This is a genomic window from Streptomyces sp. R41 (assembly GCF_041053055.1).
Classification (GTDB): Bacteria; Actinomycetota; Actinomycetes; order Streptomycetales; family Streptomycetaceae; genus Streptomyces.
In genome coordinates this window covers 5,431,649-5,454,428 of the sequence record NZ_CP163443.1, presented here as the reverse complement: position 1 = coordinate 5,454,428, position 22,780 = coordinate 5,431,649, and the positions used below count along the sequence as shown (strand labels likewise).

General features: G+C 69.6%; 18 protein-coding genes. 9 read left to right on the top strand and 9 right to left on the bottom strand.

Annotated elements, in window-relative coordinates:
- Positions 1–43 precede the first annotated feature (43 nt).
- Entirely contained in the window at positions 44–2,104 is a 2,061-nt protein-coding gene (locus tag AB5J53_RS24975) for a PhoX family phosphatase (protein ID WP_369247884.1), read from the bottom strand.
- 232 nt (positions 2,105–2,336) lie between these two features.
- Between AB5J53_RS24975 and AB5J53_RS24970 the strand changes: the two genes are divergently transcribed.
- The 5 genes from AB5J53_RS24970 (at position 2,337) to AB5J53_RS24950 (ending at position 10,317) form a co-directional block, all read left to right on the top strand.
- Entirely contained in the window at positions 2,337–3,893 is a 1,557-nt protein-coding gene (locus AB5J53_RS24970; protein ID WP_369247883.1) for a VWA domain-containing protein, read from the top strand.
- Between the two features lie 176 nt (positions 3,894–4,069).
- Positions 4,070–5,785, top strand: coding sequence for a methionine--tRNA ligase (metG, locus tag AB5J53_RS24965; protein WP_369247882.1), 1,716 nt, complete (start codon positions 4,070–4,072; stop codon positions 5,783–5,785).
- Positions 5,786–5,994: 209 nt separating this feature from the next.
- Positions 5,995–6,360, top strand: a complete 366-nt coding sequence (locus tag AB5J53_RS24960; protein ID WP_369247881.1) for a PH domain-containing protein — start codon at positions 5,995–5,997, stop codon at positions 6,358–6,360.
- Positions 6,361–6,462: 102 nt separating this feature from the next.
- On the top strand, positions 6,463–9,654 hold the full coding sequence (locus AB5J53_RS24955; RefSeq protein ID WP_369247880.1) for an FG-GAP repeat domain-containing protein: 3,192 nt from the start codon (positions 6,463–6,465) through the stop codon (positions 9,652–9,654).
- A gap of 180 nt (positions 9,655–9,834) precedes the next feature.
- Positions 9,835–10,317: a hypothetical protein gene (locus AB5J53_RS24950; protein ID WP_369247879.1), complete on the top strand. Its 483-nt coding sequence runs from the start codon at positions 9,835–9,837 to the stop codon at positions 10,315–10,317.
- Positions 10,318–10,412: 95 nt separating this feature from the next.
- On the opposite strand, the gene AB5J53_RS24945 is transcribed toward AB5J53_RS24950, so the two are convergent.
- The 5 genes from AB5J53_RS24945 to AB5J53_RS24925 form a co-directional block, all read right to left on the bottom strand.
- Positions 10,413–11,762 (bottom strand): polysaccharide lyase family 1 protein, encoded by a 1,350-nt coding sequence (locus AB5J53_RS24945; RefSeq protein ID WP_369247878.1) that lies wholly within the window; start codon positions 11,760–11,762, stop codon positions 10,413–10,415.
- 169 nt (positions 11,763–11,931) lie between these two features.
- Positions 11,932–12,591: a hypothetical protein gene (locus AB5J53_RS24940; protein WP_369247877.1), complete on the bottom strand. Its 660-nt coding sequence runs from the start codon at positions 12,589–12,591 to the stop codon at positions 11,932–11,934.
- Positions 12,592–12,712: 121 nt separating this feature from the next.
- Positions 12,713–13,114: a hypothetical protein gene (locus AB5J53_RS24935; protein ID WP_369247876.1), complete on the bottom strand. Its 402-nt coding sequence runs from the start codon at positions 13,112–13,114 to the stop codon at positions 12,713–12,715.
- Positions 13,111–13,290, bottom strand: coding sequence for a DUF397 domain-containing protein (locus AB5J53_RS24930; RefSeq protein ID WP_369247875.1), 180 nt, complete (start codon positions 13,288–13,290; stop codon positions 13,111–13,113). Before AB5J53_RS24930 ends, AB5J53_RS24935 begins: the two co-directional genes overlap by 4 nt.
- Before the next feature lie 3 nt (positions 13,291–13,293).
- The gene (locus tag AB5J53_RS24925) at positions 13,294–14,145 is read right to left on the bottom strand and encodes a helix-turn-helix domain-containing protein (RefSeq protein ID WP_369247874.1); all 852 of its coding nucleotides are present in this window, start codon (positions 14,143–14,145) and stop codon (positions 13,294–13,296) included.
- Positions 14,146–14,391: 246 nt separating this feature from the next.
- On the opposite strand from AB5J53_RS24925, the gene AB5J53_RS24920 reads away from it, so the two are divergent.
- The 3 genes from AB5J53_RS24920 to AB5J53_RS24910 all read left to right on the top strand — a co-directional run bounded on the left by AB5J53_RS24920 (position 14,392) and on the right by AB5J53_RS24910 (position 16,489).
- The gene (locus AB5J53_RS24920; protein WP_369247873.1) at positions 14,392–14,823 is read left to right on the top strand and encodes an ATP-binding protein; all 432 of its coding nucleotides are present in this window, start codon (positions 14,392–14,394) and stop codon (positions 14,821–14,823) included.
- 79 nt (positions 14,824–14,902) lie between these two features.
- Positions 14,903–15,805 carry a hypothetical protein gene (locus AB5J53_RS24915; RefSeq protein WP_369247872.1) on the top strand — a complete coding sequence of 301 codons (903 nt, stop codon included), beginning with the start codon at positions 14,903–14,905 and terminating at the stop codon, positions 15,803–15,805.
- A gap of 159 nt (positions 15,806–15,964) precedes the next feature.
- On the top strand, positions 15,965–16,489 hold the full coding sequence (locus AB5J53_RS24910; RefSeq protein ID WP_369247871.1) for a hypothetical protein: 525 nt from the start codon (positions 15,965–15,967) through the stop codon (positions 16,487–16,489).
- A gap of 82 nt (positions 16,490–16,571) precedes the next feature.
- Here AB5J53_RS24910 and AB5J53_RS24905 read toward each other — a convergent pair whose 3' ends face one another.
- Both AB5J53_RS24905 and aspS read right to left on the bottom strand, forming a co-directional pair.
- A complete protein-coding gene (locus AB5J53_RS24905; protein ID WP_369247870.1) occupies positions 16,572–17,522 on the bottom strand; it encodes an intradiol ring-cleavage dioxygenase in 951 nt (316 codons plus the stop codon).
- A 116-nt stretch (positions 17,523–17,638) separates the two neighbouring features.
- Complete coding sequence (gene aspS / locus AB5J53_RS24900; protein WP_369247869.1) at positions 17,639–19,399, bottom strand: aspartate--tRNA ligase; 1,761 nt, start codon at positions 19,397–19,399, stop codon at positions 17,639–17,641.
- Positions 19,400–19,579: 180 nt separating this feature from the next.
- Between aspS and AB5J53_RS24895 the strand changes: the two genes are divergently transcribed.
- Positions 19,580–21,760 carry a SpoIIE family protein phosphatase gene (locus AB5J53_RS24895; RefSeq protein WP_369247868.1) on the top strand — a complete coding sequence of 727 codons (2,181 nt, stop codon included), beginning with the start codon at positions 19,580–19,582 and terminating at the stop codon, positions 21,758–21,760.
- Here AB5J53_RS24895 and AB5J53_RS24890 read toward each other — a convergent pair.
- On the bottom strand, positions 21,727–22,776 hold the full coding sequence (locus tag AB5J53_RS24890) for an AI-2E family transporter (protein WP_369247867.1): 1,050 nt from the start codon (positions 22,774–22,776) through the stop codon (positions 21,727–21,729). The genes AB5J53_RS24895 and AB5J53_RS24890 overlap by 34 nt on opposite strands.
- Between the last annotated feature and the right edge of the window lie 4 nt (positions 22,777–22,780).

The following is a 22,780-nucleotide window of genomic DNA, read 5'->3' as shown; positions in this document are numbered from 1 at the left end:
CCCCGTGTGCACGGCTACCGCTACCGCTGTGGCCCGTTAACGTCTAGACCCCTACGTCGCAGCCGTCCGCGCGCCACACCGCGACCACGGCCGGGCGGACGATCTTCCCGGGGCCGTCGGGCCAGACGCTCGCCGGCTTCTCGACGGACGCGCCGTCGATCTCGCCCGGGTGCTGCACGGCGACGAGCACGCGCCGGTCCTGGACGATCGGGCCGCAGGTCTCCGCGCCGGTGGGCACGGTCAGGAACTGCTTCAGCTCACCGCGCCGCTCACCCTTGGTCGCGACACCGAACAGGCCGTCGTGCGAACCGAGTTGGTTGCCGTCGGTGGAGATCCACAGATTGCCGTACGGGTCGAAGGCCACGTTGTCCGGGCAGGAGATCGGGCTGACCTTGTCCTTCGGGAAGCCCGCGAAGTAGGTGGCGGGGTCGGCCGGGTCGCCCGCGACGAGGAAGAGCGACCAGGCGAAGGTGGTGCTCTCGGCACGGCTGCGGCGCTCGGTGAGCTCCAGGATGTGGCCGTGCTTGTTGGAGTTGCGGGGGTTGGCCTCGTCGGCGGCGGCGTAGCCGGTCTTGCCCCGGTTGGTGTTGTTGGTGAGGACGACGTACACCTTGCCGGTGTGCGGCGAGGGCTGGATGTCCTCGGGCCGGTCCATCTTGGTCGCACCGACCTTGTCACCGGCGAGCCGCGTGAAGACGAAGACCTCCTCGGCCGTCATCCCGTCGACGTGCGAGACGGCGCCTTCGGCGGTCGCGGTGGCCAGCGGGATCCACTCACCGCTCCCGTCGAACTCGCCGTCGGCCGGCAGCTTCCCGCTGCCGTCGATGTCGGTGGCCGGGGAGTCGCCGGTGAGCTTGGCGACGTACAGCGTGCCCTCGTCGAGCAGGGAGAGGTTGTGCTCGCGGACGGAGCGGCTGGTGCCCTTGCGGACGCGCTTGCTGCTCACGAACTTGTAGAAGTAGTCGAAGCGCTCGTCGTCGCCGGTGTAGACGACGGGGCGGCCGTCCTCCGTCAGCCGGACGGTCGCGGCCTCGTGCTTGAAGCGGCCGAGGGCGGTGTGCTTGCGGGGCGTGGACGTCGGGTCGTACGGGTCGAACTCGACGACGTACCCGAAGCGGTGCACCTCGTTCGGCTCCTGGGCGACGTCGAACCGCTTGTCGAAACGCTCCCACTTGCGCTCGGTGGCACCCGTGCCGATGCCGTACCGCTTGTCCGTGGCACGGCTGCTGTTGGCGAAGTACTGGTTGAAGTTCTCCTCGCCGTGGAGGGTGGTGCCCCAGGGGGTCGTCCCGCCCGAGCAGTTGTTGAGCGTGCCGAGGACCTTGCGCCCGGTGGGGTCGGCGGAGGTCTTCAGCAGATCCGATCCGGCGGCCGGGCCGGTGAGCCGGAACTCGGTGGTGGCGGTGACGCGGCGGTTGAGAGCGTGTCGGGGGACGGCGGTGAGCTTGCCGGTGCGGTGGTCGTTCCGGACGACGACGGCGGACAGGCCGTGCGCGGCCCAGGCGACCTCGACCTGCTCGCGGGTGGGGTTCTCGGCGTCGTAACCCCGGAACATCAGGATCTCGTCGGTGTACTCGTGGTTGGCGACGAGGACCTGGCGGCCGTGCTCACCGGGCAGCGGGAGGAGAGCGAGAAAGTCGTTGTTGTAACCGAACTGGCCCGCCTGGGCCGCGGCGGTCTGGTTCTCCGGGTCGAAGGCCGGGGCGCCGCGGAGGATGGGCTCGCCCCACCGGATGACGACGTTCTGCCCGTATCCGTCGGGTATGACGACGGCGTCGGTCGTGTTGGGAGCGACGGGTGCGAAACGCAGCCCACGCGCCCCCTTTTCACCCTTATACGCCGACTCGGTCGCGGCTCGGGCCTGCGGGGCGCCGGTGCCGACGACCGCCGCGCCCGTCGCCGTCGCCACCGTCACGACGGCCGCGGCCCGCATCATCGAACGGCGACTGAGCGCACTGGCGATGACGTCGCCGACGTACGTGTTGTCGCTGGTGTTGGGCACCTCGTGGAAGCAGGCGTCACCACAGCGGAACCGACAGGTCATGGCGGAGCGCCCGCCGGGATGTGAGCCGGGCGTTCCGATCAACGGCAGCAGTCTGCGCACTTTACTCTCCCCATACGAGCCCTTGGTGTCAGCGTGACGCTAGGGGGGCACGCGTGCAGGAACGCTGCACTCCGGTGAACGACGAGTGAACCTGTGGGAGCCGAGGGGGTATTGACACGGCGGCATTACGGCTCCCCGCCCCTGCCCAAGATCGCCGGCGGCGGCCGCTAACCTTACGTGTCCGTCCTGGCCAGGGATTGACGGGCATCAACTCACGCGAAGGGTTGCGCACATGGGCATTCTCACTCTCCTGCGGAACGCGTTCGGCCGCTCACGCAAGGGTCGTGACGCCGACGCGGAGACCTCGCGAGAGGTTTCGGCTCCGACAGTTCCGGCTCCGGCCACCGAGCCGGTTCCCTCGTCCGAGGAGGCCGAACGGGTTCCCGTACAGGAGACCGCCGAGCCGAAAATTCCGTCTCCTTCACCCGAGCCGACGCCGGAGACCAAGCCCTCCGTGGTGGAGGAGCTGGTGTCGGCGGCATTCGACAACGTAACGGTCCCGAAGCCGACACCGACGCCTGAGGCGGAGACGGTGGAGGCGACGGAGACCGCGGTTGCGGAGGCGACACCGGAGGCTGAGCCGGAGCCGGAGCCGGTGGCCGAGGTCGAGGTCGAGCCGGTCGCCGAGCCGGAGCCGGTGGCCGAGGCGGTGGTCGAGGTCGCCCCCGAGCCCGTAGCGGAAGAGGCCCCGGCGGCAGAGCCGGAGCCGGAGCCCGTGGCCGAGGTCGCGGCGGCGGAGCCGGAGCCCGTCGTCGCCGAGGAGCCCGCTCCCCTCGCCGCACAGGCGGACGAACCCGCATCGGCACAGGCGGACGAGCCGGTCGCCGCACAGGCGGACGCACCCGCGGTCGCCGACGGCGATCAGGCCCCACAGGGGCCACCCGCAGGCGACGACGAAAGCAGCACGGGCGGTGCGGGCGGGAAAACCGACGAGGCCGAAGGCGAAGCCGAGGCCGAACCCGAACCGACGGCCGAGGAGACCACAGCCGAAGGCGAAGCCGAGGCCGAACCCGAACCGACGGCCGAGGAGACCACAGCCGAAGGCGAAGCCGAGGCCGAACCCGAACCGACGGCCGAGGAGATCGCTGAGCCGGAGCCGGAGGCAGCCGCCGAGGCGCCCGGCCAGCCCGCCGTCCCCCTCACCCACGTGAGGACCCGCGCCCCCGGCCTGGTCACCGCGTACAAGGAAGCGGGGACCGCGCTGAGGAAGCGGGACCTCACCGGCACCCGAGCCAACCTCTACCTCGTCCTCGACCGCTCCGCGAGCATGCGCCCGTACTACAAGGACGGCTCCGCCCAGGCCCTCGGCGAACAGGCCCTCGCCCTCGCCGCCCACCTGGACCCGGAGTCGACCGTCCACGTCGTCTTCTTCTCCACGGAGCTGGACGGCACCGGCGAGCTCACCCTCACCGAGCACGAGAACAAGATCGACGACCTGCACGCAGGGCTCGGCCGCATGGGCCGTACCAGCTACCACGCCGCCGTACAGGAAGTACTCACCCACCACGAGAAGCACCACCCGGACTCGGAGCGGGCCCTCGTGATCTTCCAGACGGACGGCGCCCCGGACGCCAAGACCCCCGCCACCCAGTCCCTCACGGACGCGGCGAAGGACCACCCCACCGTCTTCTTCTCCTTCATCGCCTTCGGCGAGCACGACAACAAGGCCTTCGACTACCTCCGCAAACTGAAGACCGAGAACACGGCCTTCTTCCACGCGGGCCCGACCCCGCGCGAGCTGACGGACGCGGAGGTCTACGAAGGCGTACTGGCGAACTGGCGGCCGTAACGCCTCGTAAACGCCCCGCACCCCCAGCTACACCCGGCCGCCCCCTTCCCACCCCTCAAAACGGGAAGCGGGCGGCCCACCCATGTCGGCTACGATTTCAAGGTTCGTAAGACGACCGACGACACGACCTGAACCGACGATCGTCACCCCGCGTAGCGACTTGGGAGCAGCCCGCGATGGCTCGACACCTCATCACCAGCGCCCTTCCGTACATCAACGGGATCAAGCACCTGGGCAACATGGTGGGGTCCATGCTCCCGGCGGACGTGTACTCCCGCTACCTCCGCCAGCGCGGCCACGACGTTCTCTACATCTGCGCGACGGACGAGCACGGCACCCCGGCCGAGCTGGCGGCCAAGGAGCAGGGCATTCCGGTCGACGAGTTCTGCGCGCAGGCGCACGACGCGCAGAAGGCCGTGTACGACGGCTTCGAGCTGGCCTTCGACTACTTCGGCCGCAGCTCCAGCCCGGAGAACCGTGAGATCACCCAGCACTTCGCGCGCCGCCTGAACGAGAACGGCTTCATCGAGGAGCGCTCGATCCGCCAGGTGTACTCGCCGACGGACGGCCGCTTCCTCCCGGACCGCTATGTGGAGGGCACCTGCCCGCACTGCGGCTACGACAAGGCCCGCGGCGACCAGTGCGAGAACTGCACCCGAGTCCTCGACCCCACGGACCTGATCAACCCGCGCTCGGCGATCTCCGGCTCGACGGACCTGGAGGTCCGCGAGACGAAGCATCTCTTCCTCCTCCAGTCGAAGCTGCAGAGCGAGGTCTCGGAGTGGGTGGCGGGCCACGAGCACGAGTGGCCGCAGCTCGCCTCCTCCATCGCCCGCAAGTGGCTGACCGAGGGCCTGCACGACCGTGCGATCACCCGTGACCTGGACTGGGGCGTCCCGGTCCCGGCCGACACGTGGCCGGAGCTGGCCGCCGAGGGCAAGGTCTTCTACGTCTGGTTCGACGCCCCGATCGAGTACATCGGCGCGACGAAGGAGTGGGCGGACCAGGACCCGGAGAACCGCGACTGGAAGTCGTGGTGGTACGAGGCCGACGACACCGTCCGCTACACGGAGTTCATGGCGAAGGACAACGTGCCCTTCCACACCGTCATGTTCCCGGCCACGGAACTCGGCGTGCGCGAGCCCTGGAAGAAGGTCGACTACGTCAAGGCCTTCAACTGGCTGACGTACTACGGCGGAAAGTTCTCCACGTCCCAAAAGCGCGGTGTCTTCACCGACCACGCGCTGGACATCCTCCCCGCCGACTACTGGCGCTACTTCCTCATCGCCAACGCCCCCGAGTCGGACGACTCGTCCTTCACCTGGGAGCACTTCACGGCCACGGTCAACAAGGACCTGGCCGACACCCTCGGTAACTTCGTCAACCGCGTCCTGTCCTTCTCCAAGAAGCGCTTCGGCGAGGAGGTCCCGGCGGGCGCGGAGGCCGGCGAGCCGGAGGCGAAGCTCGGCGAGGAGATCGCGGCCCTCCTGACCGAGTACGAGACCCAGATGGAGGCCCTCCAGTTCCGCAAGGCGGCGGCAGCCCTGCGCGCCCTGTGGTCGGCGGGCAACTCCTACCTGGAGGAGAAGGCCCCCTGGCTGGAGATCAAGACCAACCCCGAGGGCGCGGCCCTGACCCTGCGCACGGCGATGAACCTGATCCACCTCTACGCGGTGGTCTCGGAGCCCTTCATCCCCGCGTCCTCCCGCGCGATGCGCTCGGCCTTCGCCCTCACGGACGACACGGCCACCTGGGTCACGACCGACGAGGCCAAGTCCCTGAACTCGGTCCCGTCCGGCACCCCCTTCACGGTCCCCCCGGTCCTCTTCGCCAAGATCACGGACGAGGACCTGGAGACGTACAAGGAGCGCTTCGGCGGCGCACCGGAGTAGCGGCAACCACGCATCCGAGGGCCCGGGAACGGACAGTTCCCGGGCCCTCGGCGTCGGAACCTCACAAGGCAACAGCGGCACCATGCGGAACCCCCTGCTCCTCTGTGCACACCCTCTCCCAGGCTGTATACATTGCGAAGATCAAGTGAAGCCATTGGCTTACTGGGACTTGAGTGGACATGTGAGTCCACTGAGTGGGGGGTTCATCCATGGCACTGTTCGGCAACGCGAGCACCATCGACCCGGCCTCGGCACAGCAGGACTTCGCGCGCCTGCTGGGTCAGGGCGAGCAGGTGCACGCCGCGTATCTGCTGATACGCGACAGCATCCTGTTCACCGACCGCCGCCTCATCCTCGTCGACAAGCAGGGCATCACCGGCAAGAAGGTGGAATACCACTCCATCCCGTACCGCAGCATCACCCACTTCTCGGTGGAGACCGCCGGCACCTTCGACCTCGACGCCGAGCTCAAGATCTGGATCTCCGGCACCGCGGCCCCCGTGGAGAAGACCTTCACCAAGGGCGTGGACATCTACGAAGTCCAGGCGATCCTCACGCAGTACGTGGCCAAGTAGCACCGCGCACCGCCAGCCCTCCCCGCTAGATCCCTGCCAACCCTTGCTAGCATCCGCTCACTTGTGCGAGGGCGGGGGCCCTCGCGGGGAGGGACATTTCACGTGGGCAGACACGCCCTGAGACGGGGCGGGTCAACCGCCCTCGTCTCCGCACTCGCGGTCGCCGTAGCGGCGGCCACCATCACCCTGTTCTCCGGCACTCCGGACGGCGGCGGCGCCGCGCAGGCCGCCACAACGACCGCCACCGCCGCCGCCGGGACGACGGAGATCGTCCTGGACGATCCGCAGCTCGACACCCCGCGCAGCGACCGGCTGCTCGCCGCCGGCGAGACAGGATTCCTGCACCGCCAGGCGGGCGTCGCCGGACTCCTGTGGACGGACTACGACGACGGCACCACCGTCACGGTCGAGGGCCCGTCCGGGGTGTACAAGCCGACCACCACCACCTGCTACGACATCAGCGTGCGCTGCGCATCGGGCATGTACGGGCAGGCCGGCGACACCGTGGCGCTGCCGCACGCCACCTACGGCGACCCGGTGTCGCTGTGGACGCCGGACGGCAGCGCGCTGCGGACCGTCGACCTGAGCCAGTCGGCCGACTACGTGGGCATGTACGGCAACACGCTCGTCACGGTCGAGTGGAACGGCGTCGTCGACGCCGAACAGCTGGACGGCCACTGGCTGCACCTCGTCGACCTCGTCGACGGCAAACAGCGCGACCGCGTGGTGACCGGCTACCCGACCGGCGGGTCCTGGAACCGGAGCACCCCGCGCACCGGCGACGAGAACGGCTTCCTGCTGGCTTACGCCGTCAACGACGAGAACGGTGACGTCGACTCGTACACCGTCAGCTACCTCGACTTCGCCACCGCGCAGTTCACCGAGGTCTTCACCGGCCTGCAGAGCGAGCCGGAACTCGTCCTCACCGACGACCGCGTCGGCTGGTACACGGCCTCCGCCGGCCTGCACCTCAAACCCCGCGCCGACCTCACCGCCGAGGAGACGGTCCCGGTGGCCGCCGGGGCCACCACAGGCGGCTACCCCACCCTCGTCGGCCACTGGCTGGTGCTCACCGCGTCCGGCGGCGTCACCGCTGTCTCCCTCACCGACGGCTCCGCCCGCACGCTGCTGACGAGGGCGTACGGCACCCCGCTGGCCACCCCCGACGGCGCCGCCCTCGTCACGGGTGGCACGAGCGCGAGCGACTGGTGGATCCAGCGGGTCACCCCGGGCGCGGACGGCGTCCCGCAGCTGGAGAAGCTGTTCAAGGTCGCCCCGTACGAGAACACCAAGACCGGGCTCGCCCTCAGCCGGGGCAGCCTGCGCGTCGCGGAGGACGACCCGTCCAGCGCCTCCGACACCACCTCGTGGCGCACCATCGACAACGTCGGCGGCCGGCTGACCGCGACCACCGCCACGGAGAGCGGCTCGATCAGCCCCAAGTGTCCCTACATCGGCACCACCTGCTCGGCGATGTGGGGCAACCTGGGCAACGGGCCCAGGGACGTCTACCTCGACACGTACGACGACGGCGACGAGGGCGGCAGCGGCCTGTCGAACGCGGACCGGCTGGTCGCGATCGGCGCCAACCCCCTGGAGTTCCACACCGAGAAGGGCGCGATCGTCGATGTCTCCGACAACTACGCCGTCTACAACTCCGGCGGCTCGACCCCGATGCAGTACGTCGGCGAGTTCGGGCAGGGCCAGAGGCTGAAGCGCTCCATCCGCGCCGCGGCTCTCAACGGCCCCACCCTCTGGAGCGCCACCACCACCGCCGGTCAGCTCACCTCGTACAGCCTCATCACCGACAAGACCCTCGCCACGGTGACGGTCCCGGGCCTCGCCTGTGTGCCGAGCGAACTCCAGGCGGCGGGCCGCTGGGTCTACTGGGCGTGCGGCACGAACTCGGCGGGCGTGTACGACTCCAAGGCCGGTACGTCCCGCTCGGTCACCCCCGGTGACGTGCTCCTCGGCGACGGCTTCACCGTCCGCCACGACCACGCCACCGACCAGCTGGTCCTGACCGAGGCAGCCACCAGTACCACCCGCGTCATTGCCTCCGGGGTCCCCGACACCGGCCTGGCCGCCGACCGGCGGAACCGCTGGACCGTGGACGAGTACACAGGTCTGGTCGCCTGGATCGGCGCGTACGAGCAGACGCACGTCGCCAGGACCGGCGTCGCCCCGTCCACCGTGACGTCTTTCGAGACGCACGCCCCCAGCTACGTCGACCCGAACACGCCCTTCGTGGGCTCCTGGCTGCTGTCCCGCCCGGTCAACTCCTGGTCCGTGACCTTCACCTCGGTCCAGAGCGGCGCGACCGGCAGGGCCACCGACACGGTCACCGGCGCCGGGGCCAAGGCATGGGTGGGGACGAACTGGTACGGCAAGGCGGTGGGCGGGAGTTACTTCCCCACGGGCCAGTTCACCTGGACTCTCAAGGCGACCGGCACCGGCACCTCCACCCCCGTCACGGTGGCCACCGGCAAGGGCTTCCTCTCCCGCGGAGCGGCCGTACGCCACGACTTCGTCAGCCCCGACGGCCCGGACGGCCGCGGCGACCTGCTGACCCTGAACTCCTCCGGCGGCCTCACCTTCCACAGCGGCACCGGCACCGGCAAGTTCAACTCGAAGTACACCGGCACCGGCTGGGCCACCACCATCACGGCGATCCCCTTCGGCGACCTGAACGGCGACCGCTGCAACGACGTCCTGGTGCGCTACAGCAGCGGGGCGCTGCGCCTGTACAAGCCGGGCTGCGGCAAGGCGGTCACGCCGTCGACGTCGTACACGACCCTCGCCACCAGCGGCTGGACCCAGTACAACGCGCTCACCTCGCCCGGTGACGTGAGCGGCGACGGCCGCCCGGACCTCATCGCGCGGGGCGCGTCGACCGGGACCGTCTACCTGTACAAGGGCACGAGTGACGGCAAGCTCGCCTCCCGCGTGAAGCTCTACGACAACTGGAAGGGCTACAAGAAGATCGTCGGCGTCGGCGACATCACCGGCGACGGCAAGGCCGACCTGCTCGCCCAGGACACCGCGAACACCCTCTACCGCTACGACGGCAAGGGCGACGGCACCTTCGCCGCCCGCGTGAAGCTGTTCACCGACTGGGGTGGCTCCTACAACGTCGTCGTCGGCGTCGGCGACATCACCGACGACGGCAAGGCCGACCTGGTCTCCCGCGACACCAGCGGCAACCTGTACCGCAACAGCGGGGACGGCAAGGGGTCGTTCGGTTCGCGTACGAAGATCGCGACCGGGTGGAGCGGATACAAGTTCCTCGGCTGAGGAACCTCACATGCCGTAGGGCGCCCGGGACTCCACGTCCCGGGCGCCCTCGTCCTCGTGCGGGCAACCACGACGCCGAAGCCGACGCCGGCAACGAACGGTTCCCGGTCCCTCGCGGCAGCCGGTCGGGGGGTGGCCCCCACTTCTGGCATGTCCCCGTTCACCCGTATGGTTTCCGCCATGGCAGTCCCAGTCCCCGAGGTCATCCCGATCGCCTACGAGCCGAAGCACCGTACCGAGACCATCGGCCGGTACGCGGACGGTCAGTTCCTGGCGTCGATCACGTACGCCTTCCCCGAAGGGTTCCGTCCCGACGACGGCTGGGAAGAGCACAAGCGCCTCTACGTGGTGCTCCACACCTTCGACTCCGCAGGCCGCTACCGCGACTCGGAGATCTGGTGTGCCGGCACCTGGGCCGAACAGCAGCGCAACCCGCACGGCGACGACTCGGTCCTCTCCCGCGCCCGCGTCCACCTGGCGAAGCTCCTGCGCAGCCTCCCTCGCCGCTCCTACACGGACATCGCGATCCGTCCCTTCCAGCTCACCGTCGACGGCGTGCTGTTCGGCCTGGTGACGGGAGAGGACGAGGGCGAGGCCTGGGCCGAGCTCTACCCGGACCGCCTCGGCTTCGGCGAGCCGTGGGACGGCACGTACGACACCTGAGCAGCCCGTTCGCGGTCGACGTCATGCCCTGGGCCCTGGGCGGCTGACCGTTGGGGCCCGGAACGGACCAGCCGTCCCGGGCCCCTGGACGCTTCTTACGAGGTCAGCACCCCGGCGCCGGTCGTGGTCGCCAGTTCCGTCGGGAGGTTCTTCGCGGAGGTCTGGAGGCCGGCGGTGAGCGTCGGCGTCCAGTTCACCGTCGTCTTCAGCTTCTTGGAGTTGGCGGCGTTGTACGCGGCGACGAGGTCGGTCGTCGTGCCGTTGACGAGGTTGCCGCTGCCCGCGACCGAACCGGTGCCGTCGCCGCTCAGCAGCTTCGCGACCTTGCCGCCGGTCGGCACCTTCCAGTAGTTGTCCTCCGCGACCACCTGGGCCTTGGCCCGGGAGTTGATGGTGTAGAGGGGCGCGTACCCGTTGAGGGTCGTGGTGTCGAAGTAGTTGTTGTAGACGTGGATCTGGCCGATGCGGGCCAGCGGCGCGCGCTGGATGATGCCCTTCCACACGTTGTGGTGGATGGAGACGCGCAGCTTGCCGGTGCTGTCGGTGTCGCTGCTGCCGATCAGCATCGTCTTGTCGTGGTTGGTGAACTGGTTGCGCTCGACGGTCACCAGGTCGGAGCCGTTGGTGATGTCGAGGTCGCCGTCGTGGATCTGGAACTCGCGGCCGTAGTACTTCTTGTTGGCGCTGTCGAAGTCCGGCGCGTCGGTGAAGGTGTTGTGGTCCGCCCACACGTGGGTCGCCCCGCGCAGGGTCACGGCGTCGTACGCCGAGTTCCAGTTGCCGTCGTCGCCGTCCGTCGGGTCCCACTGCGGGAAGCAGTCCTCGGTGGCGGAGAAGGTGAGGTTGCGGACGATGACGTTGTCGACGCTCTTCACCTGGAGGCTGCCGCCGGTGATCCCGGCCTTGGTGCCCGGCACGCCCACGATGGTGGTGTTGGCCGGCACCTTGAAGACGATGTTCTTCGCCTGCTTGGCCTGCGCGGCGGCGCGGGCGGTCTCCTGCGTACCGGACGGCAGCTTGGAGCGGCCGTACGTGGACGGGTCGTACGCCTTGAGATAGGCGGCCAGTGAGTACCCCGTACCCGAGGAGTAGTCGGCGCAGCTCAGCTTCTTCCCCGAGTCGTCCGTGTTGGCGTCGATGGTGCCCTTGATCTGGATGATCTTCGCCGTGGAGTTGGTGCTGCTGCCCAGCGCCTTCACCAGCTGGGCACGGGTACTGACGGTGTAGACGTGCGCGGAGTCGGCCTGCGTGCCACCGGTCGTCCCGGAGCCGGAGGCCGCCCAGCCGTCCTTGGCGGGCAGCGTCTGGTGGAACAGGTCGACGGAACCCGCGTTCGCGTTCATCACCAGGGCGACGGCACCGAGCCCGGTGGCCGCCACGGCGGCACCGGCGACCAGGACGGTACGGCGCGTGCGGAGGGACCGGCGGTGGGAGGGGGATGCCACGGATGAGTCCTTACGTGTTTGTGGGGCACGTGCGGTGCGTGCGGAGCCCCGGTGAACGGGGCTTCCGACTCATCAGTGGTCGCGGGGAGGGAGAAGGTTGCCGGAATTTTCGCCTGAGCTGATTCCCCTCAACTCATCGAGGAATCCAGCCTGTTGCGTGCCGCACCGGCTAGGGCGTGAAGACCTGCTCCAGGCGGTGGATGGCCCCGTCGTCGCCTGTCTCATACCTGAACACCAGGCCGGAGTCGGGGTGAGCGTTGATCCAGTCGATCAGCTCCTGCACGCCGATCCGCTGGTTCTCACTGCTGTCGGTGATGGGGTTGGTGGCGGTGACATACGCGGCCTGGTCGAGAGCCCAGCGGCTGTCCTCGCCCGTGACGACGAAGGGCGCGCCGTCGGTGTCCTTGTCCGGGCATCCCCAAGCCCCGTGCTCGATGACGAGGTTCACCTTCCCGGTGCTGCCGTCGAGTTCCTCGACGCGGTAGACGGCGATCTCGTCGGGATCGACGTGGTCCGGGCTCGGCGGCTCGTCGGCACAGTCGGCGGCGGCCGCGCCGGTCGCGGCTGATCCAGTGGTCTTGGCGGCGGGCTTCGCGGCGGGCGTGCCGCCGCCGGCCGCACCGGGCGACGAGGTGTCCGTGGTGCGCACGCCCGGCGTCGCGTCGGGCTTCCCGGCAGTCGTGCCCGGCGATGGGGTGGCCGTGGCACCCGCGCTCGGCGCCCCGCCGACGCCGGTGGCAGAGCTGTCCTCCTGGCATCCGGTGAGCGCGGCGGTCAGCGCGACGGCCGCGAGCGCGAGCACGGCGGGTCTGAGGCGGTTGGCATTCATCTGGGACGTCCCCCCTGGTCACAGGCGGCCCAATCGGCCGCCCCCGGAGCGGGACCGTAGCAACGGCGTCGTCCCACCGCAGCACTGGAACTCCTGGTGTCACAGAGCCGGGACGAGGCCGTCACGGGGCGCGGACGGTGTCCCCCCGTGGGGGAAGTTCACCGATAGGGCTCACGCTCACCCCGGTCTTCGGGCAGACCCACACCGCCACACCCTCGACGACGGTCGCGGCCGACGGATGCGAGTCCGGATGGGCCGGGCAGCGCGGCCACACCGCCGGCTCGCCCTCGCCCCACAAGGCCTCCACGGCCCAGCCCTGCACCTGATCCGCGATCTCGGCGAGCCGCACACCGGGCCGGTTGTCCGGCCCCCAGTAGACGCCCTGGCCGGAGCCGTCGGGGGCGTAGAGCATGAGGCCGGGGTAGTCGTCTTCGGGCGCGCGTACGTCGGGCTGTACGGAGCACTGGGCGCGGAGGTCCCGAAGGACGGTGTCGAGAACCCGGGCGAACTCGTCGTCGGTCACGGCCGCTCCGCGTGGATCCGCTCGAGCAGGGCGGCGAGGCCGTCTCGGGAGACGGGGAGTATTCGGGCGGGCTCATCGCTTTCGCGGAGCAGCAACGTGCCGTTGCCGTGGGCGAGTTCCACGCACTCGTTACCGTCTCCTGGACCGGAGAACGAGGACTTCTGCCACTGGATCACGACTTACAGTTCCTTCGCCAGATGGTGCATGAAGTCCCGCGACTTGGCGGGCTCAAGGGATACCGACTCCACCTTACGGAAGAGTGTTCGCATGGCTAGGAGTTGGGCCGACGCGTCCAGGAAGGCCGAGCCGTACGGAGCGTCCCGTTGGACGGTGTCCAACGCCGTCACCAGACCGCCCACGTACAACATCATCGAGCTGGCTCCGGCGAATCCGTCGACGTCGAACGGAATCACGCGCACCGTGACGTTCGGACGCTCCGACTCCCGGAGCAGCTCTTCAAGTTGAGCGCGGGCCACTCGCCGATCCGCAACACGGGTGCGCAGTACCGACTCGTGCACCACCGCCTCGTACGGCACGGCTCCCTCCTGGGAGAGGACCACCTTGCGGCGCATACGGTGCGTCAGCCTGGCTTCCATCTCGCCATCCGGGAGCTCGGGAACCCGGTACGCGAGGACAGCTCGGGCGTACTCCTCCGTCTGAAGCAGACCAGGCACGTGCGCGGTGGCGATCACCTGCATGAAGCGGGCGTGATGCTCCAACTCCGCCAGGTCTCGGAAAACGGGCGGCAGCACGTCCGCGTACTCCTCCCACCACCCGCGCGTACGATCCGTCGCCATCGCGACCAGCGCGTCGACCAACGCCAGGTCCGCACATGCGTAGTGAGCCGCAAGCCTGCGTAGACGCTCCTCGCTGACCCCTGCGATCCCGGCTTCCATCTGGCTCATCTGCGCCGAGGTCGACCCCAGGAACACGGCCACCTCCCGGGCGGTCATCCCGGCGGAATCCCGCAGCCGTCGCAGCTCAGTGCCGAGACGGACCTGGCGAGCGGTCGGCTGATTCCTCGGTGGCATGCGCGCCTCTTCCTCTCAACAGGCCCTCCACGAGGACAGGTTGGTCTCCCTCGTCCGGGGTCAGATTACGCGAGCGGCTTGCGATGGCAGAAATTAATGCCCTACCGTCAGTGACGCGACGCACACGCTGCGGAACCCCGGGGCCACCGGAAGCGCACCGCCCCGTCACGCCATGACGGGCGCGGCATGCCACCGCCCGAAACCCACAGCTGCCCCCAACTCCCCCTCCCTGACCAGGAGTCCCGCATGCCCAAAAACGGAGAACCCACCGACCACGAACCCTGGGAGTACACCCTCTACATCCCCAACGACCCCCGCGCCGTCACGATCTGCCGCCGCACGCTCCGCCTGATCCTCGCCGCCCACGGCCTCCCCCACTTCACGGAAGCCGCCGAACTGCTGGCGACCGAGCTGGTCACCAACGCCGTACAACACACAAAGGGCCCCGCCGCGATAAGACTCCGCGCGGAAAACGGCGCCCTCCGCATCGGCGTCTGGGACGCGGACCCCACACCACCGCACCCGACCCGTCCCACCACCCCGGACGCCGAAACAGGCCGCGGCCTGACCCTGGTCCGCACCTGCGCCGACACCTGGGGCTGGGTCCCCCAACGGGACACCAAGAACATCGTCGGCACCGGCAAGTACATCTGGTGCGAACTGGCCGCGACGGCGTGAACGTTCCTTCCCATCTCGAAAGAGTGAACGCCCCACATCGGCCGGCCGCCCTGGCCCTTGATCCACCTAGGTTGCGCACATGGTCACATCAGCTCACGAGGGCATGCACCGGATCTTCCAGGAGCGGCCCGAGATCCTGACTCCCGTGTTCGGGTTGCTGGGCATCGAGTTACCCGAGAAGGCGGCCGTCTACGCGGTAGCCACCGACGCCACGGAGGCCAAGCCCATGGCCCGGCACATCGACACCGTGCTGCGTGTCGGGCCCTCCGACGGGGACGACTTCCTGCTCGCCGTCGAGGCGCAGAAACGACGAGACCGCAAGAAGGAGTCGAGCTGGCCCTATTACGTCGCCTATCTCCAAGCGAAATACGGCCTGCCCGTACTGCTTCTCGTCGTCTGCCGGGACCGGGCCACCACCAAATGGGCAGCCGGTCCATTCGACTGCGGAGCCCGCGGTTGGACCGCGCAGCGGACGTACCCCCTCGTCGTCGGGCCGGACAACCTCCCGGTGATCGCCGACGAGAGAACCGCGGCCGAGAAGCCCGCGATGGCCGCGTTCTCCGCCCTGGCACACGCCAACAGCCCCGACGTCGACGGCATACTGGACTCACTGGGCCGTGCCCTTGCGGGTATGGACCCGGACGCCGCCAGCTACTTCTACCAGTTCCTGGACAGCGCCCTGGGGGCATCCCCCGCCGGAGACAAATGGAGGAACATCGTGACGTTCGTCAACTACTTCCCCGGCCGGGGCACACTGCTTGAGAAGACCTTCCTCGAAGGTGAGGCGAGGGGAGAGGCCAAGGGCATCCTGCGTGTCCTGGAGGTGCGCGGCCTCCCCATCTCCGACGTCGTCCGCGAACGCATCACCACATGCACCGACCTCGACCGTCTGAACGACTGGCTCGACCGGGCCGGAACAGTCGCTCGCGCGGAGGACCTGTTCGCGGCGGAGCCCGGACACGTACAGGAACCCTCGCCTTGACTGTCAGGGCTCCGGGGACAAGTCCCTGTTCTGACCCCCAGGTTGAGCAATGAGCGGAGCGCCCGGAGCACACGGCCCCGGGCGCTTTACAATCCCCGCGTGATGTCGGCGTACAGGTGCTGCGCCTGGGGCGGAGGGGCTCACATGACACATGCTCGCATGACCAGAACCAGAGGCTGGTGGAGAGCCGCGGCGATCGTGCTGGCCGGGGTGGTCGGGGGCGCGCTGCTGCCCGCCGCTCCCGCCGCCGCCGTGCACGGGCCGGTTCCCCGCGACTTCAACGGTGACGGGTATCGCGACGCCGTTCTGCCCGCTCCCGGCGCGAACGTGTCCGGCAAGGAAAGCGCCGGTGCGGTCGTCGTGCTGTACGGATCCGCGTCCGGACTCACGACGACCCGGCGGAAGACCATCACGCAGAACACCTCCGGCATGCCGGGCAGCTCGGAGACCGACGACTTCTTCGGGACCACGGTTTCGGCCGCCGACATCAACCGCGACGGCAAGCCGGAGCTCTTCATCAGCGCATCCGGGGAGAACCTCTCGCTCGGCGCGGTCTGGGTCCTGCCCGGCGCCTCCACACGCCCCACGACCACGGGCAGCAGGATGATCCTGCCCTCCTCGGTCGGCCTCACCCAGAGCACCCTGGTCCTGCTGGGCGGCAACGGCCTGCTCAAGGTGATCTGAGCGGCAGGACAACCAAGAGGGCATGGGGAAGGGCCCGGAACCGGGCTGGTTCCGGGCCCCTCGTGTCAAGTCCGTACGAGGATCAGCTCGCCGACGCCGACGTGCTCGGCTGGGTGTCCGTGCTGTCGTGGGTCTCGTCCGGGGCGACGCCCATCGTCAGGTGGGCGTGGACGCCCTTGGCGATGTTGTTCTTGTTGTACTTGAGGTAGAGGAGGCCGCCCTCGTGGCCGTTCTGGGGGTAGATCGTGTCCTCGGTGAGGGTCGTGCGGGTGGTGGTGTTCGTGGAGTACGGGGGCACCTCCGCCGAGGCCAGGACCGCCTTCTCGGCGAAGAAGAGCTGGCCGGTGTGGCAGGTGTGGCCGCCCTCGTAGCCGGCGGAGGTCCACTCGCCGTCCACGTGGACCTTCACGTGGATGTGCACGCAGCGGCCCTGGTACCAGCCCGGGAAGATCGTCCTGAAGGTGACGTAACCGTGCTTGTCGGTCTTCCAGGTGCCGCGCAGGTAGCGCTCGTCGTCGGTGGGCTCGGAGTGGCCGCCGCCGGTGCCGCCCGAGGGCGCGCCGGACGGGGGCTCGCCCGTGGGCGTGCCCGAGGGGGCGTCGGAGGGAGCACCGGACGGCGGCGTGCCACCGCCACCCGCGCCGCCGCTGCCCATCGACTCGTAGCCGGAGTACACGCCGAGTGCCGTGCAGTGCCAGATGTCGACGGCCGCGTTCTTGAGGGGCTTGCAGGTCTCCGCGTCGATCACCTTGAGCTCGAGGGTCATGGGGATGCCCTCTTGGTCCTCGGTGATGTCCTGGCGGATCTTGTCCGCGTCGATGTAGTACGGGCCCTCGGTGGTCTCCGTGGTGAGCTTGTAACACGTCTCGGCGCTCGACGACGATGACGAGGTGTCGGTGCTCGTCTCGCCCGCGAACGCGTTCACGGCGATGCCGCCGCCCACGCCCACGGCCGCGACGGCCGCTCCACCTGCGACGACGACCTTGCGTCGCGTCATGTTCCGTTTGTGCGCCGGTCCTTGGGTCTCAGTCATGGGCCGGACGCTAGGGACGGTACCTGTCAATGACGTGGGTGAGGACTGTGATTTGCGTGCTCACGCGAAAGTGGCCCGGAACCGACACCGGTTCCGGGCCGCCCTCACACGAAGAACTACTTCGGCTGCGGCTTGCGCACGGAGAGGTGCAGCTCCCGCAGACGGGTCTCGTCCAGCTCCGTCGGCGCGCCCATCATCAGGTCCTGCGCGTTGCCGTTGAGCGGGAACGCGATCGTCTCGCGGATGTTCGGCTCGTCCGCGAGCAGCATGACGATGCGGTCGACGCCCGGGGCGATGCCGCCGTGCGGCGGGGCGCCGAAGCGGAAGGCGCGGAGCATGCCGGCGAACTGCTCCTCGACGGTCTCACGTTCGTAGCCCGCGATCTCGAAGGCCTTGAGCATGATCTCGGGCTCGTGGTTCCGGATCGCGCCGGAGGACAGCTCGACGCCGTTGCAGACGATGTCGTACTGCCAGCCGAGGATGTCCAGCGGGTCCTGGGTCTCCAGGGACTCCAGGCCGCCCTGCGGCATCGAGAAGGGGTTGTGCGAGAAGTCGATCTTCCCGTCCTCGTCCTTCTCGTACATCGGGAAGTCGACGATCCAGCAGAAGCGGAAGACGTTCTCCTCGAAGTGACCGGCGCGCTTGGCGGCTTCCACCCGCACCGCGCCCATGATCTTCGAGACCTCGTCGAACTCGCCCGCGCCGAAGAAGACCGCATGGCCGGCCGACAGCGACAGGCGCTTCGTCAGCTCCGCGACGTTCTCCTCCGTCAGGAACTTCGCGATCGGGCCCGTCAGGGAGCCGTCCTCGGCGACACGGACCCAGGCCAGGCCCTTCGCGCCCAGCGAGACCGCGAAGTCGCCGAGCTGGTCGAAGAACTTCCGGGGCTGCGACGCCACGTCCGGCACCGGCAGCGCGCGGACGTGCTTGCCCGCGAAGGCCTTGAACTCCGAGCCCTCGAAGATGTCGGTGATGTCGACGAGCTCCAGCTGGGCCCGCAGGTCCGGCTTGTCGGAGCCGTACTTCAGCATCGCCTCGCGGAACGCGATGCGCGGGAAGGGGGACGTCACATGACGGCCGTTCCCGAACTCCTCGAAGAGCTCCGTCATGAGCTTCTCGATCGGCTGGAAGACGTCCTCCTGCTCGACGAAGCTCATCTCCACGTCGAGCTGGTAGAACTCGCCCGGCGAGCGGTCCGCGCGCGCGTCCTCGTCGCGGAAGCAGGGCGCGATCTGGAAGTAGCGGTCGAAGCCGGAGATCATCAGCAGCTGCTTGAACTGCTGCGGGGCCTGGGGGAGGGCGTAGAACTTGCCCGGGTTCAGGCGGGAGGGCACGACGAAGTCGCGGGCGCCCTCGGGGGAGGTGGCGGACAGGATCGGCGTCGCCATCTCGTTGAAGCCCAGCGCCGTCATCTTGTGACGGATCGCCGAGATCACGGCCGTACGCAGCATGATGTTGCGGTGCATGCGCTCACGGCGCAGGTCCAGGAAGCGGTACTCCAGGCGCCGCTCCTCGTTGACCCCGTCCTCGGCGTTGATCGTGAACGGGAGCGGGGCGGCCGCGCCGAGCAGCTCGACCTCGCTCACCTCGACCTCGATCTCGCCGGTGGGCAGGTCCGTGTTCACGTTCTCCGCGCCGCGCGAGACGACCTTGCCGTCGACGCGGACCGTCGACTCCTTGGAGAGCTTGTCGAGGGCCTCGTAGGCGGGCGTGCCGGGGCGGGCGACCAGCTGCGTGATGCCGTAGTGGTCGCGCAGATCGATGAAGAGGATGCCACCCAGGTCTCGGCGATTGTGCAGCCAGCCGCTCAGCCGGACGTCGCTTTCGACGTCAGAGGCGCGGAGCTCGCCGCAGGTGTGGGACCTGTACCGATGCATCGTCGTTCATCCAGTCTTCGCGGATTGGGGGCTGATGATCCGGATCTGCTCATCCGGGTCTGTTTCACGTGAAACGTCGGGGCCGAGGCCCGGACCTCCCAAGGGTACCGGGCACCCCAAGATCGCCACTCCCCATACTCTCGGTGGCAGGTATCGATCACCTCTTCATACAGTGGGGCAATGCGCACTGGTGAGCCCCTGCCCGCCGTGGGGGACGTCCTGGCCGCCCTCGCGACCGGCCTGTGGCGCTGGGACAACGCCGCGGGGCTGGTCACCTTCGACGCCGAGGCCGCCCGGCTCATCGGGCTGCCCGCGGAGCACACCACGCTCACCGAGGCGGGCGCACGCGCCCGTTTCCATCCCGTCGACTGGAACGAGATCGACGGGGTCGTGCAGCTCGCCGTCGCCGAGGGCACCCTCGCCGAGGCCCGGATGCGGATCATGGACGAGCACGGCCGGGTGATCCGCACCGTCCGCAGCCGCTCCAAGCCGATCATCGACCCGAAGACCGGGGAGTACGAGCTGATCGGCACCCTCCAGGAGGTCACCGAGCAGCCGCCGGGCGCCGCCGCGCGCACCCCCGTCACCGGCGACTGGCGCCGCTCGCGGGAGGCGTTCCTGCTGGACGCGGGGCGGGCGCTCGCCGAGGCGCGGTCCACGACGGAGGTACTGCGGGTCGCGGCCGGCCTGTCGATGCCGGGGTTCTCGCCGGACGGGCTCGCCGTCTTCGGCGCGGAGGGCGAGCGGCTGACCGTCATCGGGCACCACGGACAGCAGCCCGGGGACGAGGGGCCCTTCACCCACATGTCCCTGGCCACGGACTACCCGGCCGCGGAAGTCGTCCGCACGGGCCGTGCCGTGTACCTCTCCTCCCCCGAGGAGTACAAGGAGCGCTACCCGGTCTCCTGGCCGCTCGCCCAGCACTTCGGCCGCCAGTCCTGGGCGTTCCTGCCGCTCACCGTCGCGGGGCGCACCATGGGCGCGTGGATGGCGGCCTTCACGTACCCCGTCACCTTCACGCCCGACGAGCGCTCGGTTCTGACGACCGTCGCCCGCATGCTCGCGCAGGCCCTCTCGCGGGCCGGAGCCGCCGAGACCGAGCGGGAGCTGACCGACGGCCTCCAGCGCTCGATGCTGCCCACACTGGGCCCCGAGATCCCGGGCATGACCGTCGCCGCCCGCTACGTGCCCACCGGTGGCGGCCTCCAGGTCGGCGGCGACTGGTACGACATGATCCCGCTCCCGACCGGCCGCTTCGCCCTCGTCATCGGCGATGTCCAGGGCCACGACGTCCGCGCGGCCGGCCTGATGGGCCAGCTCCGCATAGCCCTGCGCGCGTACGCTGCCGAGGGCCACCGCCCGGACGCGGTGCTCTCCCGGGCCTCGCGCTTCCTGTACGGGGTCACGGACTCGGTGACGTACGGCTCGAGCGGCGGCGGTACGAACGGCGGCGCGGGCAGCGAGGAGGGCGACGGCGCCGACCTGCGCTTCGCGACCTGCCTGTACGTCGAGGTCGACCCGGCGACCGGGACGCTCGACATCGCCCGCGCCGGGCACCCGGACCCCGCGATACGCATGGCCGACGGGACCGTGCTGATGCGGCCGACCGCGGGCGGGCTGCCGCTCGGCATCGACCCGGACGCCGACTACCCGACGACCCGGCTCGTCCTGGAGCCCGGCGAAACCATGCTGATCTGCACCGACGGGCTCATCGAGACCGGAGGCCACGACCTCGAAACCGGCTGGCGGCGCATCCGCCGGACCCTCGAGTCCCACGACGGCGACATGGAGTCCCTCGCCGACGCCCTGGTCCAGGCCGTGCACGGGCCCTCCTCGCACCACACCACCGGACCGCTGGCCGACCGGCGCGAGGACGACATCGCCGTACTGCTGCTGTGCCGGGTGGCGCCGGGCTGCGGCTGCGGCGACACGGTCACGGCCGTGCGGCCGCCGATGCGGCGCACGATGCTGACCGTGGCGCAGGCGGAGCCCGAGCGGGTCGCCGGGGCCCGCCAGCAGCTGCGGGAACTCCTCCACGACTGGGCCTCCGAGGACCAGCTCGACTCCGCGGTCCTGCTCGTCTCGGAGATCGTCACCAACGTCCTCGTGCACACCGACGCCGACGCGCTGCTCGTCGCCGAGGTGACCGGCGATCCGGGCAAGCGGCGGATGCGGGTCGAGGTCACCGACGCCAGCGACGACCTGCCGCACCGGCGCCATCCCGGCGAACTCGCGTCCTCCGGGCGGGGATTGGTTCTCGTGGAGCTCCTCGCGGAGTCGTGGGGCGTGGATCCCCGGGGCGAGGGGAAGAGCATCTGGTTCGAGTTCTACGAGCCCGCCGAACCGTCCGGCGGGGCGTAACGCGTACGCAGCTCGGAGAGGACCCCGAACGCGGCAGCCGTCAGCGGGACGGCGAGCAGCATGCCCAGGATTCCGGCGACGGACGCGCCCCCCGTGATCGCGAGCATCACCACCGCCGGATGCATCTGCACCGTCCGGCTCTGGATCATCGGCTGCAGCACATGCCCCTCCAGGACCTGCACGGCGAGGACGACCCCGAGCGCCCACAGCGCGATGACGAACCCCCGGTCCGCGAGCGCGACCAGCACGGCCACCGAGCCGGAGAGGAACGCGCCGAGATACGGGATGTAGGCGGTCACGAAGACGAGCGCACCCAGCCCCGCGGCGCCCGGGACGCGCAGGATCAGCAGCCCGATGGTGATGCAGAGCGCGTCGATGAGCGCGATGAGCGTCGTCCCGCGCATGAACCCCTCGACGGCCCGGAAGGCGCGCCGGGCCATGGCTTCGACCGTGTCGGCGGTGCCGCGCGGCGCGAGCGACCGGAGTGTGTCGCCCGCGCGGTGCGAGTCCCGCAGGAAGAAGAAGACGAGCAGCAGGGCGAGTACGGCGATGGCGATGGACTCGCCCACCACGCTCACGCCGCTGATGACATTGGACACGGCCGTGCCGCCGAACTTGGTCAGCAGGTCCTTGGAGTTGGAGGCGAGATCGTCGAGGGAGGTGCCCGCCGCCCCGAAGTGCTCCGCGACGGACTTCGCCGCCTGCTTGAGCGAGGCGACGATCTGGTCGCCCGTGTCGATGAGCGCGGCGACGACGATGTAGACGGCGCCGCCGACGACCACGACCACGGCGACACAGGTGAGCCCGGCGGCGAGCGACCGGTTGACCCGCACCTTCACCAGCTGCCGGAACAGCGGCCTGAGCAGCGCGGTCCCGAGCAGGGCGAGCAGCACCGGCACCACCGCCGTACGAAGCTGCCCGCACAGCCGGATCCCGACCCACGCCACACCGGCGACGAGCAGGAGCACGACACACCACGCGGCCAGCCGCCGGGCGCCTTCGGGGAGTAGCTGCACGCTT